Genomic DNA, 14,675 nt, shown 5'->3' with positions numbered 1-14,675 from the left:
GTATTTATGAGTAGGCAGAAAAGTTTGCCTACATTCCTTTAAGCAACAATAATAATTGTCCAGATGCTGTAAATGATAATGGTCGGTAGCGCAGCAAAAAGAAGTGCTTTATTAAAGCTGAAATTAGTCCAACACTTTAACCCAATAGCAACCAAAGCTATGCTCCAAAGACTAAAAATACTTAAACTCTCCATCATATTATAGAAGCTATCTCCAAGCTCTAATCCCAGAAATAACTGATTTATAGAGGCGTAATTGAATAAACTAATAGGTAATTCATTGTTACTGGCTGTAAGAACTAGCGCAACAACACCTAAACTTGAAATAACCATGGGCATCATGCTCCAAACACCAAAACCATACCACGCACCATAGCTATAATTAGCATCAGGGTCTTGCTTAGATATCAACATGTAATACCCAGATAGGAGTGCATTTATAAAAAGAAGGCCGAAAATACCCCCGCCAATTGCAAACCACACTTGGTTATCGAGGCTTTGCTCCATACTTTGACGGATCATTTTTTTCTCGCCGATTGTGGCATCCACACTCGCTGCAGCAACCTGCTGGTCTAAAATAAATTGTGAGTCTGCAGTGGTATAAAATGTATAAGCAGAGGCTGCAAGGGTTAGAGCGAGAAGTGCAAAAGCAAGCCAAGACCAGCCTTTAGCTTCTTTTAGCCCATTAAAAGCCTTGCTTGGGCTGATAAAAATGTCGATACAAGCAGATAGCGCGTTAGATGACTTCATGATTATTCCTTTATGATTTTCTCAATAGTGAACTATATAGTTATCAGTCATATACTAAGGTAAAAGCGAGGTAAGTTGATTTATTAATTGTAACGGTTTGTTAACAAGGTGTGGCGTGATTAGATCTAGTTAAGTTATTTAAAACGAGAAAAGGGCCTTTCGGCCCTTAGTGTTGCAGCAAGTAACACATTCTTTTTATAGGCTAAAGTCGACAGCGTAGGCTACATAAGCTTTAACATCTGAGCCGTCCATGTCGTTATCAGATAGGCCAAAGGTAAAACCATCTTTAGACACTGATACACCATAATCAATAATATTGTCATCACCGATGAAATCGCCTGAGTAATGCCCTATGTGTAGCGCCATTTCAGTGCCATTGCTACCAACAGCGAAGCTGTAATCGGCGTTTAAATACAGTGAATCACCAAAATCAGTACCATCACCACTGGCAGCAGATGTTGCAAGTACGGCTGCACCAAATGTAAAACCTTGCACACTAATGCTACCGTAAACTTCTGAAAAATCAGCATCTGCACCTGATGCCGCATCTGGGTAAGCGTAATAAATATAACCTACGTCATAACTTACGTTTTCATTAATAGCGCCGCCAAAACCGGCGTATAAATCTAGTTCGTAGGTCATTTCATCGGCCCAAGACGCATTTGACGCCCAGGTACCCGCATAAAAGCCAGATTCATTAGCGTAATCAATACCACCAGATACAGCTGCATCGCCCCCAGTTTGCTCTTGTCCGCGCCATAAGTAGTTAGAAGTAGCTGCTGCATTGGCTGTTACTTCGGCAAAGGCCGTTGTTGATGCCATTCCTGTTAATGCCAATGCACTGATGAGTATTGTTTTTTGTAGTTTTAGCATGTTTCATTTCCCATTGTATGATTTTGCACGCCAAGGTTTTTATTATAAACGACTACAACCTTTTGAATCGCGGCGTATTATTAGGTTACTGCAGGGGGAAATGCACTGTATGTGCCAGCTTCCATTTATTTAATAAAAAATAAATTTTATATTATAAAACAAAGTGTTGAAATTATGCGCAAAGACGCTTTGTGAAAAGTATGTAAGGAAAGAACACACTGCTGGTGCAAAAAAAAGCCTGGCTGCACCATTAGAGCGCTACCAGGCTACCTATATTAGGGTCTGTTAAAGCTAATTGCGTTTGATATACGTCTTATCCAAAAATGGTACGCATAAGTGTAATTGTTTCGTTTACACCACGGCCTTTTTGTACTTCGTTAATAATAGAATCACGCTTAGCACGAATATGCTCTGGGATATCATCAGCAGCAAGTGCGCGGTCTACTAATATTTCAGCCGATTCTTTTTCTCGGCGTGGCGCTTTACTGCTGCTCGAAGTACTACGTGTAGGTTTATTAAGTAGCTTAATGTAGTTAGAGTTATCTGCAGTATTCGTATCTGCATAATAAAAAAAGCAAGGTATTAGCGCTTTTATATCCACTAACTGAGTTTCTAGTTCATTACCTGCATTGGCCATTTTAAACCATGACATGGCGTGAATGCTTTGTACTACATCTTGCCAGTAACGCTCAAAGTCGCGGTTATTTAGTTTGGTGATACCTAAAGCGGAGCACAATGCATCTAGGCGACTATTGCTAATCGGTGTAAATACATCAGGGCGGCGCATTGCTAATAAACGGGTTGCAGGCGCTAGTGTTGGTTTTTCATCACTGCCATTAAATGCACTCAAGTAAGCAATTACAAATTGTTGGTAATTACTTTGCGCTACATCACCCTCAAGTGGGATATTGCTCAGGGCATCGTCAAATGCACCTGGCAAGTCAGCCAGCATCTGGTGAAAGCCTTTAGCACTTTTTGTAGAGGCAAACCATTCTACATCAAAGTTATAAGTACTCGGATCGAGTGATGCCATGTGCTTACCGCTAAAAGCGAGTAAGTCTTCAGGGATCATGTCTTTTAATGGTTGTTCACGTAGGCCTGAGATATAAGCAGTTAAACGTAATTGCTCATCAAGTGCCACCAGTTCTTTATGTTGTTCTACAAACATACTCACTACCGGCCAAGGTGCTACCCGTAATGTTTTTAACTGTAAAAAGCTAATCGCTGAAATAAGTTGGTCGTGCAGTTTTTTTAATAATGGTAATTGTGAGGTTTCGAGTAAGTCGTAATTAATGCGGTCGCGGCTTGCACTTAATAGCTCGTAACACCAACCTAAAAAATCTTCTGGATGGTTTTCCACTTTCACGGCCATCAGGTTTAGGCTTAGCTCTGAAGATTGCTTCAGAATGTTTTGATAAATTTGACTTTCTTGTTCGCCTAATGCCATTTTTGACGGTGAAATTAGCAGTTTCTTCATGCCTTGTAGACTCTCCGGTTAGATATATTTTTTAGTCGCTACATTTTAGCTTATTTAGGCTAAATACAACAGGGGCGCGCATCATACCGAACAATTGCAGCAATGTAATCAGGGGCATGAATCTTTAAATTTATTAAAATGAGTTTTGAAAACCTGATTTTAAAAAGGGATGCCCTAATTGATATGTTTTTTATTTATTTAACAATGCTTTTGGCGCTAACTCCCGCTATGATAAGAACATTATTTGCACGTTTGAAAGGATGATCATGAAAACCTTATTTAAAGTTATTGGTGTCATATTATTGCTATGCATAGCGTTAATTGTTGCTGCACCATTTTTAATTCCTACTGATACCATTTTTAATAAAGTGTCTGAGCAGGTAGAAAAAACAACCGGGCGAACATTAACGATAAAGGGCGATAAAACCCTCAGTGTATTTCCTGCATTAAAGCTGGAGCTTAATGATGTGCATTTTGCCAATATGTCCAGTGGCTCTCGCGCTGATATGGCAAGTATGCAGCAACTTGCCGTTCATATTCCTTGGCTTTCATTACTCGGTGGCGAACTAAAGCTAGAAAAGTTTGTAATTAATGAGCCTGATATTTTGCTAGAAACCGATAAAAGCGGCAAAGCAAACTGGCAGTTATTTGATGCAGTGGCCAAGCAACCTGAGCAGCAAGCTCAATCGGGTGAGGCAGTCAAACTACCTGAAAACTTTGATATTCAATTAGGTGAAGTCGCTATTTATGGCGGGTCGTTTACATATTTAGATGGTCAAACGGGTGCTAAACAACAAATTAGCGATTTAGAACTGGCTATATTACTGCCTTCACTGCGCAAACAGCTTGAAGTAACCGGTGCTATTACTTATATGCAAGAGCGATTTGAGCTTGATGTAAAACTTGATACTCCAGCAAAAGCGATTGAAGGTGCCACATTTAATGTAAAGCAAACGCTTAACTCACGTTTAGTAGATTTAACATTTGATGGCAGCATAGCCAAACAAGGCCAAGATATTAAAGGATTATTAGCACTTAACGGTGATTCAGTTAAAAATATTGCTAACTGGCAAGGGGTTGACTTAAACGCTAAAGACAATGCGTTTAATGCCTTTAGTATCAATGCCCAAATGCACTTGCTCAGTGAGGAGTTTAACCTAACTGAATTAGTTGCAACGCTCGATGCACTCGAGATTAAAGGTAAAAGTAAGGTGAATCTAGGCAGTCGTTTAGCGGTTAATGCTGATATTGACCTAGGGATGCTTGATTTAAATCCTTACTTACCAGAAACCGTAGCTAAAAAAGAAGCCCCTGCAAAAGACGAGTCTAAGCCTGCAGAGCCAATAGTGTGGGATGATACTAAAATTGATTTAAGTGGCTTGAATGCATTAGATGCAAATGTGATTGTCCGTTCAAGTGGCTTAAAAGCGAACGATATTAAACTCGGCGCAAACCAGTTTACTGTGGCACTAAAAAATAGCGTTGCTAAATTAAGTTTAGACAGCTTTGCGGCTTATGAAGGAACAGGTAAAGGGGTGGTGACTATCAATGCTCAAAATACCCCTTATAAAATAGCAACCAACTTCGATTTAGATAAAATAGACGCACAGCCATTACTTAGCGATGCTGCAGGCTTTGATAAGCTAATGGGCAAGGGCTCTTTAAACTGGAATCTAACCACAGCAGGGCAAAGCCAAAAAACGTTTATTAACGCGCTTAATGGTAAACTAGGATTCAAGTTCGCTGATGGTGCAGTTAAGGGAGCAAACGTAGCAGAAATGGTGCGTAAGGGGAAAGAGCTAGTTAAAGGCAACTTTAATGCCGTGTCTGAGGGATTAGATACAGGATTTGAGGAATCTGAGAAAACAGATTTCTCTGCACTTTCTGGTAGTTTTAACTTTACCAATGGCGTAGGCAAAAATAATGATTTATCGTTGATCAGCCCTTTAATACGCATTTCAGGTGAAGGAGACGTTGATTTACCGCAAACGCTTGTTAACTATCGACTAGTAACAGGCGTCGTTGACTCTATTGAAGGTCAAGGTACAACCGATGACAGTACTGGCTTTAAAGTTCCTTTACGCATAAAAGGCCCGTTTCATGACGTGAATATAAAGCTTGATGTAAGCAATGCTTTAAAAGATGAAGCTAAGCAAAAGCTTGATGATGCAAAAGACAAAGCTAAAGATAAAATTAAAGACAAATTAAAAGGTTTGTTTGGCTAATTTTAATTACTGATATAAAACAAGGCATCAACAAGATGCCTTGTTTGTTTTATAACCACCTGTAAATTAGATAAATAGCATAGAAAACCTCGTTTTAATTTAGCATCCCTATTAAATTAATTAAAAAATAACCTACCACTCCCCCCTCAATGCTGATACAATTGCCCGCCCTTAAGAGACATCTAGTATGTTTTTTGAGTGGAATTCAATCGAAATGTCTTGATTTTAAACAAATTTAAGACAAGTTGTAATTACTACACCGGAGGTCATTAACATGATCCAAATGCAAACTCAGCTGGAAGTTGCTGATAACAGCGGCGCTCGCAAAGTGCAGTGTATAAAAGTCCTTGGTGGTTCACACCGTCGCTATGCAGCGATTGGCGATATCATTAAAGTTTCTGTAAAAGAAGCGATTCCTCGCGGTAAAGTGAAGAAAGGTGATGTTAAAAACGCGGTAGTTGTGCGTACCAAAAAAGGCGTTCGTCGTCCAGACGGTTCATTGATCCGTTTCGACAGCAATGCGGCTGTTATCTTAAATGATAACTTGCAGCCTATTGGTACTCGTATTTTCGGCCCTGTGACTCGCGAACTTCGTAATGAAAAGTTCATGAAAATCGTTTCACTAGCCCCAGAAGTACTGTAAGGAGTCTATCATGGCAGCAAAAATCCGTCGTGATGACGAAGTAATCGTACTAGCAGGTAAAGACAAAGGTAAGCGCGGCAAAGTGCTTTCAGTTGTAACCGAGTCTGGTCGAGTATTTGTCGAAGGCATTAACTTAATCAAGAAACACCAAAAGCCGGTTCCACAGTTGAACCAAGCTGGCGGTATTGTTGAGAAAGAGGCGTCTATCGACGTATCAAACGTTGCGATCTACAACTCGGAAACGAGCAAAGCAGATCGTGTAGGTTTCAAGATTGAAGATGGTAAGAAATTACGTATCTTTAAATCTACTGGTAAAACTATCTAATAGTTGGAGTAGAATGATGGCGAAACTGCATGAAGTATATAAAGACAAAGTAGTTGCTGAACTTCAAGAGAAGTTTGGTTTCAGCTCTGTCATGCAAGTCCCTCAGATCGAAAAGATCACATTAAACATGGGTGTGGGCGAAGCCTTAGCTGACAAGAAGATTTTAGATAACGCTGTTGCGGATCTAGAAGCTATCTCTGGTCAGAAACCTTTAATCACTAAAGCACGCAAATCTGTTGCTGGCTTCAAAGTGCGTGAAGGTTACCCGATTGGTTGTAAAGTAACCCTACGCGGCGAGCGTATGTGGGACTTTTTTGAGCGTTTGGTTTCAATCGCTATCCCACGTATCCGTGACTTCCGTGGTGTGAGTGCTAAGTCTTTTGATGGACGCGGTAACTACAGCATGGGCGTACGTGAACAAATCATCTTCCCAGAAATTGATTATGATAAAGTAGACCGTGTACGCGGTATGGATATCACAATCACTACATCTGCGAAATCAGATGAGGAAGGCCGTGCGTTGTTAGAAGCGTTTAACTTCCCATTCAAGAAATAAGGGTAGGGTTATGGCAAAGAATTCTATGAAAGCGCGCGAAGCAAAGCGCACTAAACTAGTTGCTCAGTACGCTGAAAAGCGTGCAGCACTAAAAGCTATCATCAGTGATGTTAATACATCTGAAGATGATCGTTGGGACGCGGTACTTAAGCTACAAGCTTTACCTCGTGATTCTAGCCCTGCACGTCAACGTAATCGTTGTAACATTACGGGCCGCCCACATGGTTTCCTTCGCAAATTCGGCATGAGCCGTATTAAAGTTCGCGAAGCAGCTATGCGCGGTGAAATTCCTGGCCTTAAAAAGGCTAGCTGGTAATAGAATCATGGGAGTAAGACTATGAGCTTGCAAGATCCTATCGCGGATTTATTTACACGAATCCGTAACGGTCAGTCAGCGAAGAAAGTATCTGTAACGATGCCTAATTCGAAACTGAAAGTAGCAGTAGCTAATGTATTAAAAAATGAAGGTTACATCGCAGACTTCTCAGTAAGTGGTGATGTAAAACCTGAGCTTTCTATCGAGTTAAAGTACTTCGAAGGCAAAGCTGTTATTGAAAATATCCAGCGTGTAAGTCGCCCTGGTCTACGTATCTATAAGAGACGTGACGAATTACCAAAGGTAATGGGTGGTTTAGGTATCGCTATCGTATCAACTTCTAAAGGCCTAATGACAGACCGCGCAGCACGTAGTGCAGGCGTTGGTGGTGAAATCATTGGTTTTGTAGCTTAATCGGAGGGGAACTATGTCTCGCATAGCAAAGGCACCAATAAACGTTCCTGCCGGTGTAGAAGTTACATTAAAAGGCCAGGAAATCACAGTTAAAGGCAAAAACGGTGAACTTACTCGTACTATCAACGATGCAGTTGAAGTACAAGTTAACGACAACGTTATTACAACTTTACCTCGTGAAGGCGTAGCCAATGCATGGGCACAAGCAGGTACTGCTCGCGCTCTAATCAACAACATGGTTGTTGGTACGCATGAAGGTTACGAGAAGAAACTTCAGTTAGTAGGTGTTGGTTACCGTGCTGCAGCTAAGGGCAAAGTTTTAGACTTAACTCTTGGTTTCTCGCACCCAGTTAATTTCGCAGTTCCTGAAGGAATTACGATTGAAACTCCAAGCCAAACAGAAGTTCTAGTTAAGGGCGTAGATAAGCAGTTAGTTGGTCAAACAGCTGCTAACATTCGTGCATACCGTAAACCTGAGCCTTATAAAGGTAAAGGTGTTCGTTATTCAGATGAGAATGTACGCCGTAAAGAGGCTAAGAAGAAGTAAGGTAAGACGATGGATAAAAAAACAGCTCGTCTACGTCGTGCTAAACGCACTCGTAGAAATTATATTGAACAAGGCACAACGCGTCTTGTTATCCACCGCACGCCACGTCACATTTACGCTCAAGTTGTAAACGCTGAGGGTAATGTACTGGCTGCTGCTTCTACTGTTGAGAAAGCTATTAGCGAAACAGTTAAAGGCACAGGCAACGTTGCAGCTGCACAAGCAGTTGGTAAAGCGGTTGCTGAACGTGCGGCTGACAAAGGCATCGAAAAGATTGCTTTTGATCGCAGTGGCTTTAAATATCACGGCCGTGTGAAGGCGCTAGCTGATGCTGCGCGTGAAGCCGGTTTGCAATTCTAGGAGTAGACAATGGCTAACGTAGAAGCAAAGCAACAACAGCCTGATTTAGCTGAAAAGCTAATCGCGGTGAACCGTGTGTCTAAAGTAGTTAAAGGTGGTCGTATCTTTAGCTTTACTGCACTAACTGTAGTTGGTGATGGCGCAGGTAAAGTAGGTTTCGGTTATGGTAAAGCACGTGAAGTACCAGCTGCTATTCAAAAAGCAATGGAAAAAGCACGTCGTAACATGATCAACGTAGACCTAAATGGCAACACATTACAGCATCCTGTTAAAGGACGTCATGCTGGCTCACAAGTGTTTATGAAACCAGCATCTGAAGGTACTGGTATCATTGCAGGTGGTGCTATGCGTGCAGTACTTGAAGTGACTGGTGTGCAGAACGTACTTTCTAAATGTTACGGTTCTACTAACCCGATCAACGTTGTACGTGCAACGATCTCAGCTCTTGAGAACATGAATTCTCCTCAGTCGATCGCTGCAAAACGTGGTCTTCGAGTAGATGAGATTTTGGGGTAAACCATGGCTAATAAAACTGTAAAAGTAACACAAGTAAAAAGCTCTATCGGTCGTTTACCGAAGCATAAAGCTACATTACGCGGTCTTGGTTTACGTCGTATCAATCACACTGTTGAGTTAGAAGACACAGCATGTGTACGTGGTATGATTAACCAGGTTTATTACATGGTTAAGGTAGAGGGGTAATTCGATGCATTTGAATACACTTTCACCTGCTGCAGGTTCAAAAACTGCTCCAAAACGTGTTGGTCGTGGTATCGGTTCTGGTCTTGGTAAGACTGGTGGCCGTGGTCACAAAGGTCAAAAGTCACGTTCTGGCGGTAAAGTACGCGTTGGTTTCGAAGGCGGTCAAATGCCTATGCAACGTCGTCTACCTAAGTTCGGTTTCACTTCTCGCAAATCATTAGTATCTGCAGAAATTAACCTATACGAAATCGCTAAAGTTGAAGGCGATGTGGTAGACCTAAGCGCGTTACAAGCAGCTGGTCTAGTTAAAAAGAACGTTCAGTTCGTTAAAGTTGTTAAATCTGGCGAAGTTTCACGCGCTGTTACCGTTAAAGGCCTTAAGGCTACTAAAGGTGCACGCGAAGCTATCGAAGCTGCCGGAGGCAAGGTAGAAGACTAAGGAAGTACTAATGGCTAAACCAGGTCAAGATACACAAAGTGCACAAGGTGGACTTTCGGAATTGAAGCGCCGATTACTCTTCGTATTGGGTGCTATCATAATTTACCGTCTAGGTTCATTTGTGCCGATCCCTGGGATTGACGCCGCTGTACTTGCCGATTTCTTCGAGCAACAAAAGGGCACCATTGTTGAGATGTTCAACATGTTTAGCGGTGGTGCGCTTGAGCGAGCTTCAGTGTTAGCACTGGGTATCATGCCGTATATCTCGGCTTCGATTATTACGCAACTATTAACGCATATGTATCCGCCGTTTATAGAGCTTAAGAAAGAAGGTGAGCAAGGGCGTAAAAAGATAAGCCAGTACACACGCTACGGCACGCTTGTGCTTGCTACTATCCAATCAATCGGTATTGCCACAAGCTTACCGGGCATGATGAACGGGTTAGTTGTTAACCCAGGTATGGGATTCTATTTCACCGCAGTGGTGAGTTTAGTAACCGGTACTATGTTCCTTATGTGGTTGGGCGAACAGATAACAGAACGTGGTATCGGTAACGGTATCTCAGTTCTAATATTTGTTGGTATTGTAGCTAACCTGCCGTCTGCTATTGGTTCGACAGCCGAAATGGCGCGCCAAGGTGATTTGAATGTTTTTGTACTGTTGATGGTTGCGGTTATAGTATTCGCTGTTACTTATCTTGTTGTATTCTTTGAACGTGGACAACGACGTATCGTTGTTAACTACGCCAAACGTCAACAAGGTCGTCAAGTATTTGCTGCTCAAAGCACGCATTTACCTCTGAAAGTAAATATGGCGGGTGTTATTCCACCAATCTTCGCTAGCAGTATAATTCTGTTCCCTGGTACAATTGCAAGCTGGTTCGGCCAGGGTGAAGGTCCGGTTGCTGATGTGCTACAAGCAATTGCTACAACGTTGACTCCAGGTCAGCCTTTGTATGCAATGGTTTTAGCTGCGGCTATCATCTTCTTCTGCTTTTTCTACACAGCGTTGGTTTTTAACCCGCGTGAAACGGCAGACAACCTGAAAAAATCTGGCGCATTTATCCCAGGTATTCGTCCAGGTGAGCAGACATCTAAATACATTGATAAAGTGATGACACGCCTGACATTGGCAGGTGCTTTGTATATAACCTTTATCTGTCTGGTGCCCGAATTCATGACTATGGCATGGCAAACGCCATTCTATTTCGGCGGTACATCAATTTTGATTATCGTTGTAGTAATCATGGACTTTATGGCACAAGTACAGACGCATCTGATGTCACATCAGTATGATTCTGTGCTGAAAAAAGCGAACCTTAAAGGCTACGGTCGATAAGGTCAGTTTACGGAGTTGAGCAATGAAAGTACGTGCTTCCGTTAAGAAAATATGCCGTAACTGTAAAGTTATTAAACGTGCTGGTGTAGTACGCGTAATTTGCAGTGAGCCTAAGCATAAGCAAAGGCAAGGCTAAGTAAACAGTCGTGCAGGCTGAGGTTTCTCGGCCTGTGTTTTTAGTTGTGATTTGGTCTTCGTTTGAGTATCCTTACGGGCTTTTCAAACAGATGATTACCAAATTCAAATATAGGAGATGTGTTAGTGGCCCGTATCGCTGGCATTAACGTCCCTGATCATAAACATGCAGTTATTGGTTTAACAGCTATTTATGGCATAGGTAAGACTCGCTCTAAGGCTATCTTAGAAGCGACTGGTATCGCCGAGACCACAAAAATCGGTGAACTTTCAGACGAAACACTTGACGTATTGCGTGAAGCAGTTGGCAAGTACACTGTAGAAGGTGACCTTCGTCGTGAAGTTACTTTGAATATCAAGCGCCTTATGGACCTTGGTTGTTTCCGTGGCCTACGTCACCGTCGCTCTTTACCACTTCGTGGTCAAAGAACAAAGACTAACGCGCGTACCCGTAAGGGTCCTCGTAAGCCTATTAAGCGATAAGGGGATAGTAAAATGGCTAAGACACCAATTCGTCGTAAAAAGGTTAAAAAGCAAGTTGCTGATGGTATGGCTCATGTTCATGCGTCTTTCAACAACACTATTGTAACGATTACCGACCGTCAAGGTAATGCACTATCATGGGCTACTGCCGGTGGTTCAGGTTTCCGTGGTTCACGTAAATCTACTCCATTTGCTGCTCAGGTTGCTGCAGAGCGTGCAGGTACTGCTGCTCAAGAATACGGTTTAAAAAATCTAGAAGTTTTCATCAAAGGTCCAGGTCCAGGTCGTGAATCTGCTGTACGTGCTTTGAATGCTGCTGGTTACCGTATCACCAACATTACTGACGTGACGCCAATACCACACAATGGTTGTCGTCCACCGAAGAAACGTCGCGTTTAACAATAGGTTAGGAGAAATAACATGGCAAGATATTTGGGCCCTAAGCTCAAGCTGAGTCGTCGTGAAGGTACTGACCTGTTCCTTAAGAGCGGCGTAAGAGCTATCGACTCTAAGTGTAAACTTGAGACTGCACCTGGTCAGCACGGCGCTCGTAAAGGACGCTTATCTGATTACGGTTTACAATTACGTGAAAAGCAAAAAGTACGTCGTATCTACGGTGTATTAGAAAAGCAATTCCGTAACTACTACAAAGAAGCTGCTCGCCTTAAAGGTAATACAGGTGAAAACTTGTTACAGCTTTTAGAGCAACGTTTAGACAATGTTGTATATCGCATGGGTTTTGCTAGCACACGCGCTGAAGCACGTCAGTTAGTAAGCCACAAAGCGATTCTAGTTAATGGTCGTGTTGTGAACATTCCTTCATACGTAATTACTCCAGAAGATACTGTTGTAATCCGTGAGAAGTCTAAGACACAAGCACGTATCATCGCTGCTCTAGAGTTGGCTGAGCAACGTGAAAAGCCGACTTGGGTTGAAGTTGACGGTAAGAAATTGGAAGGTAGCTTCAAGCGCCTACCTGAGCGTTCAGATCTGTCTGCGGACATTAATGAACAACTAATCGTCGAACTTTACTCTAAGTAAAGTTAAGAGTTAAGAGAGGATAAAATGCAGGGTTCTGTTACAGAATTTCTAAAACCAAGGTTAGTCGATATCGACGCTATAAACCCAACGCGTTCTAAAGTAGTTTTAGAACCACTCGAGCGTGGCTTTGGTCACACTTTGGGTAATGCCTTACGCCGTATACTGTTATCATCTATGCCTGGATGTGCAGTAACTGAAGTTGAAATCGACGGTGTATTGCATGAGTACAGCGCGAAAGAAGGCGTACAAGAAGACATCATTGAAATACTACTAAACCTTAAAGGTCTAGCGGTAACGTTAGAAGGCAAAGATGAAGTTTTTCTGACCCTGACTAAATCTGGTGTAGGCCCTGTGACTGCGGCAGATATTCAGCACGATGGCGATGTAACAATTGCTAACCCAGATCATGTTATTTGTAATTTAACTACAAATAACAGCGAGATCAGCATGCGTATTCGTGTTGAGCGTGGTCGTGGTTATGTGCCGGCATCTAGTCGTTTATCCTCTGATGACGATGAGCGTCCAATTGGTCGATTGCTGCTTGATGCATCATTCAGCCCAGTTGAACGTATTGCGTACTCGGTTGAATCAGCCCGTGTTGAGCAACGTACAGACTTAGACAAGTTAATCATTGATATGGAAACAAACGGCACTTTAGATCCTGAAGAAGCGATCCGCCGTGCGTCTACTATCTTAGCTGAGCAACTAGATGCATTCGTAGATTTACGCGATGTAACTGAGCCAGAAGAGAAAGAAGAGAAGCCAGAATTCGATCCTATTCTACTTCGTCCAGTTGATGATCTTGAACTAACAGTACGTTCAGCAAACTGTTTGAAAGCCGAGCAAATTCAATATATCGGTGATTTAGTTCAGCGCACTGAAGTTGAGCTTCTTAAAACGCCTAATTTAGGTAAGAAGTCTCTAACTGAAATAAAAGACGTGCTAGCTTCACGTGGTCTTTCTCTAGGTATGCGCCTAGAAAATTGGCCGCCTGCAAGCCTAGCTGAATAATCTAAATCACTATATTAGTTTAGTTAGAAGGATAGGGTCATGCGCCATCGTAAGAGTGGTCGTCAATTAAACCGTAACAGTAGCCATCGTAAAGCGATGTTCAGCAATATGGCAGGTTCTTTGGTGAAACATGAAATCATCAAAACTACTTTGCCTAAAGCGAAAGAGTTACGCCGTGTAATTGAACCTTTAATCACACTGGCTAAGACTGACAGCGTAGCAAATCGCCGTTTAGCATTTGCCCGCACGCGTGATAATGAAGTAGTTGGTAAATTGTTCAGCGAAATCGGTCCTCGTAATACAGACCGTCCAGGTGGTTACACTCGTATTCTTAAGTGTGGCTTCCGTGCTGGTGATAATGCACCAATGGCTTATATTGAACTAGTTGGTCGCCCAGCGGCGAGCGAAGAAGTTCAAGAAGACGCACAGTCTGCAGAGTAAGTCTTTAAAGAGACACCAAAAAGCCGAGCTTATGCTCGGCTTTTTAATATCTAAAATTTATCACACGGTAATAGGGTCGCGAAAAGTCCTCCCCAATTTTTTTATCAATAATAAAAAACAGCCCCATATCAATAAAGACAGTCTATTTGCTACTAACAGAAATATAGTTCGCTTATTTAGATACTTTCTTCATGTTACCCCTAATCTATATATTCTATTTAGCTATGATTGGTAAAAATAAGCTAATTATATAACTTAAGGTTTTGATTAACGTCATAGGTTGAAACAGTAAATACATAAGTAAAGAAAGCCTTAACTATATGCTATGTTTTTTGCCAAATGCCCTTAGTGTTCTACTAGCTAAAATAGTTATAGCAAGAAATCGGATGCTATTTGCAAGCGATTTCAACATCAACATCAACACGTTATCATTAAAAAATAACTTATAACCTCATTTGAAGCTAAATATGCTTGAGTTTAGTTGTCTTTTTAAGCGTTTAGTTTAAATATCCAGCGAACAGTCATTTATTTCAAGTTTTCTTCAAAAAAGGGTTGATCTGTTTTCGGATCTCCCTATAATGCGACCCCACTGAGACGGG

General features: G+C 41.8%; 21 protein-coding genes. 18 read left to right on the top strand and 3 right to left on the bottom strand.

Going from position 1 to position 14,675, the window contains the following annotated elements:
• Positions 1 to 38: 38 nt before the first annotated feature.
• The 3 genes from N523_RS0108445 to N523_RS0108435 form a co-directional block, all read right to left on the bottom strand.
• Complete coding sequence (locus tag N523_RS0108445) at positions 39 to 749, bottom strand: YIP1 family protein (protein WP_013466079.1); 711 nt, start codon at positions 747 to 749, stop codon at positions 39 to 41.
• A gap of 195 nt (positions 750 to 944) precedes the next feature.
• Positions 945 to 1,622 (bottom strand): TorF family putative porin, encoded by a 678-nt coding sequence (locus N523_RS0108440; protein ID WP_024602208.1) that lies wholly within the window; start codon positions 1,620 to 1,622, stop codon positions 945 to 947.
• Positions 1,623 to 1,935: 313 nt separating this feature from the next.
• Complete coding sequence (locus tag N523_RS0108435; RefSeq protein WP_028834847.1) at positions 1,936 to 3,099, bottom strand: hypothetical protein; 1,164 nt, start codon at positions 3,097 to 3,099, stop codon at positions 1,936 to 1,938.
• Positions 3,100 to 3,365: 266 nt separating this feature from the next.
• Here N523_RS0108435 and N523_RS0108430 point away from each other — a divergent pair, with 266 nt between their 5' ends.
• The 18 genes from N523_RS0108430 (at position 3,366) to rplQ (ending at position 14,076) form a co-directional block, all read left to right on the top strand.
• Positions 3,366 to 5,324: an AsmA family protein gene (locus N523_RS0108430; RefSeq protein ID WP_028834848.1), complete on the top strand. Its 1,959-nt coding sequence runs from the start codon at positions 3,366 to 3,368 to the stop codon at positions 5,322 to 5,324.
• Between the two features lie 274 nt (positions 5,325 to 5,598).
• Positions 5,599 to 5,967 carry a 50S ribosomal protein L14 gene (gene rplN, locus N523_RS0108425; protein ID WP_008115397.1) on the top strand — a complete coding sequence of 123 codons (369 nt, stop codon included), beginning with the start codon at positions 5,599 to 5,601 and terminating at the stop codon, positions 5,965 to 5,967.
• A gap of 10 nt (positions 5,968 to 5,977) precedes the next feature.
• Positions 5,978 to 6,292 carry a 50S ribosomal protein L24 gene (gene rplX, locus N523_RS0108420; RefSeq protein WP_004589210.1) on the top strand — a complete coding sequence of 105 codons (315 nt, stop codon included), beginning with the start codon at positions 5,978 to 5,980 and terminating at the stop codon, positions 6,290 to 6,292.
• A 16-nt stretch (positions 6,293 to 6,308) separates the two neighbouring features.
• Positions 6,309 to 6,848 (top strand): 50S ribosomal protein L5, encoded by a 540-nt coding sequence (rplE, locus tag N523_RS0108415; RefSeq protein ID WP_010392500.1) that lies wholly within the window; start codon positions 6,309 to 6,311, stop codon positions 6,846 to 6,848.
• A gap of 10 nt (positions 6,849 to 6,858) precedes the next feature.
• Positions 6,859 to 7,164, top strand: coding sequence for a 30S ribosomal protein S14 (rpsN, locus tag N523_RS0108410; RefSeq protein WP_006794245.1), 306 nt, complete (start codon positions 6,859 to 6,861; stop codon positions 7,162 to 7,164).
• A 21-nt stretch (positions 7,165 to 7,185) separates the two neighbouring features.
• Complete coding sequence (gene rpsH / locus N523_RS0108405; protein ID WP_016899320.1) at positions 7,186 to 7,578, top strand: 30S ribosomal protein S8; 393 nt, start codon at positions 7,186 to 7,188, stop codon at positions 7,576 to 7,578.
• Positions 7,579 to 7,591: 13 nt separating this feature from the next.
• The gene (rplF, locus tag N523_RS0108400) at positions 7,592 to 8,125 is read left to right on the top strand and encodes a 50S ribosomal protein L6 (RefSeq protein WP_006794247.1); all 534 of its coding nucleotides are present in this window, start codon (positions 7,592 to 7,594) and stop codon (positions 8,123 to 8,125) included.
• A 9-nt stretch (positions 8,126 to 8,134) separates the two neighbouring features.
• Positions 8,135 to 8,485: a 50S ribosomal protein L18 gene (gene rplR / locus N523_RS0108395; RefSeq protein WP_008115388.1), complete on the top strand. Its 351-nt coding sequence runs from the start codon at positions 8,135 to 8,137 to the stop codon at positions 8,483 to 8,485.
• A 9-nt stretch (positions 8,486 to 8,494) separates the two neighbouring features.
• A complete protein-coding gene (gene rpsE / locus N523_RS0108390; RefSeq protein WP_008115387.1) occupies positions 8,495 to 9,001 on the top strand; it encodes a 30S ribosomal protein S5 in 507 nt (168 codons plus the stop codon).
• A 3-nt stretch (positions 9,002 to 9,004) separates the two neighbouring features.
• Positions 9,005 to 9,187, top strand: a complete 183-nt coding sequence (gene rpmD, locus N523_RS0108385) for a 50S ribosomal protein L30 (RefSeq protein WP_008115384.1) — start codon at positions 9,005 to 9,007, stop codon at positions 9,185 to 9,187.
• A 4-nt stretch (positions 9,188 to 9,191) separates the two neighbouring features.
• Positions 9,192 to 9,626: a 50S ribosomal protein L15 gene (gene rplO, locus N523_RS0108380; RefSeq protein WP_013466073.1), complete on the top strand. Its 435-nt coding sequence runs from the start codon at positions 9,192 to 9,194 to the stop codon at positions 9,624 to 9,626.
• 10 nt (positions 9,627 to 9,636) lie between these two features.
• Positions 9,637 to 10,965, top strand: coding sequence for a preprotein translocase subunit SecY (gene secY, locus N523_RS0108375; RefSeq protein WP_008115380.1), 1,329 nt, complete (start codon positions 9,637 to 9,639; stop codon positions 10,963 to 10,965).
• Positions 10,966 to 10,987: 22 nt separating this feature from the next.
• Positions 10,988 to 11,101, top strand: a complete 114-nt coding sequence (gene rpmJ, locus N523_RS19295) for a 50S ribosomal protein L36 (RefSeq protein ID WP_002959476.1) — start codon at positions 10,988 to 10,990, stop codon at positions 11,099 to 11,101.
• 125 nt (positions 11,102 to 11,226) lie between these two features.
• Positions 11,227 to 11,583, top strand: a complete 357-nt coding sequence (gene rpsM, locus N523_RS0108370) for a 30S ribosomal protein S13 (RefSeq protein WP_008115377.1) — start codon at positions 11,227 to 11,229, stop codon at positions 11,581 to 11,583.
• 12 nt (positions 11,584 to 11,595) lie between these two features.
• A complete protein-coding gene (rpsK, locus tag N523_RS0108365) occupies positions 11,596 to 11,982 on the top strand; it encodes a 30S ribosomal protein S11 (RefSeq protein WP_002959471.1) in 387 nt (128 codons plus the stop codon).
• 21 nt (positions 11,983 to 12,003) lie between these two features.
• Positions 12,004 to 12,624, top strand: a complete 621-nt coding sequence (gene rpsD / locus N523_RS0108360) for a 30S ribosomal protein S4 (protein WP_002959461.1) — start codon at positions 12,004 to 12,006, stop codon at positions 12,622 to 12,624.
• 24 nt (positions 12,625 to 12,648) lie between these two features.
• Entirely contained in the window at positions 12,649 to 13,635 is a 987-nt protein-coding gene (locus N523_RS0108355; RefSeq protein WP_008115371.1) for a DNA-directed RNA polymerase subunit alpha, read from the top strand.
• A gap of 39 nt (positions 13,636 to 13,674) precedes the next feature.
• Positions 13,675 to 14,076 (top strand): 50S ribosomal protein L17, encoded by a 402-nt coding sequence (rplQ, locus tag N523_RS0108350; protein WP_013466072.1) that lies wholly within the window; start codon positions 13,675 to 13,677, stop codon positions 14,074 to 14,076.
• Positions 14,077 to 14,675 lie beyond the last annotated feature (599 nt).

This window comes from Pseudoalteromonas sp. 23_GOM-1509m, assembly GCF_000518425.1.
GTDB classification, from domain to species: domain Bacteria; phylum Pseudomonadota; class Gammaproteobacteria; order Enterobacterales; family Alteromonadaceae; genus Pseudoalteromonas; species Pseudoalteromonas tetraodonis.
This window is presented reverse-complemented; position numbering and strand designations above follow the sequence as displayed.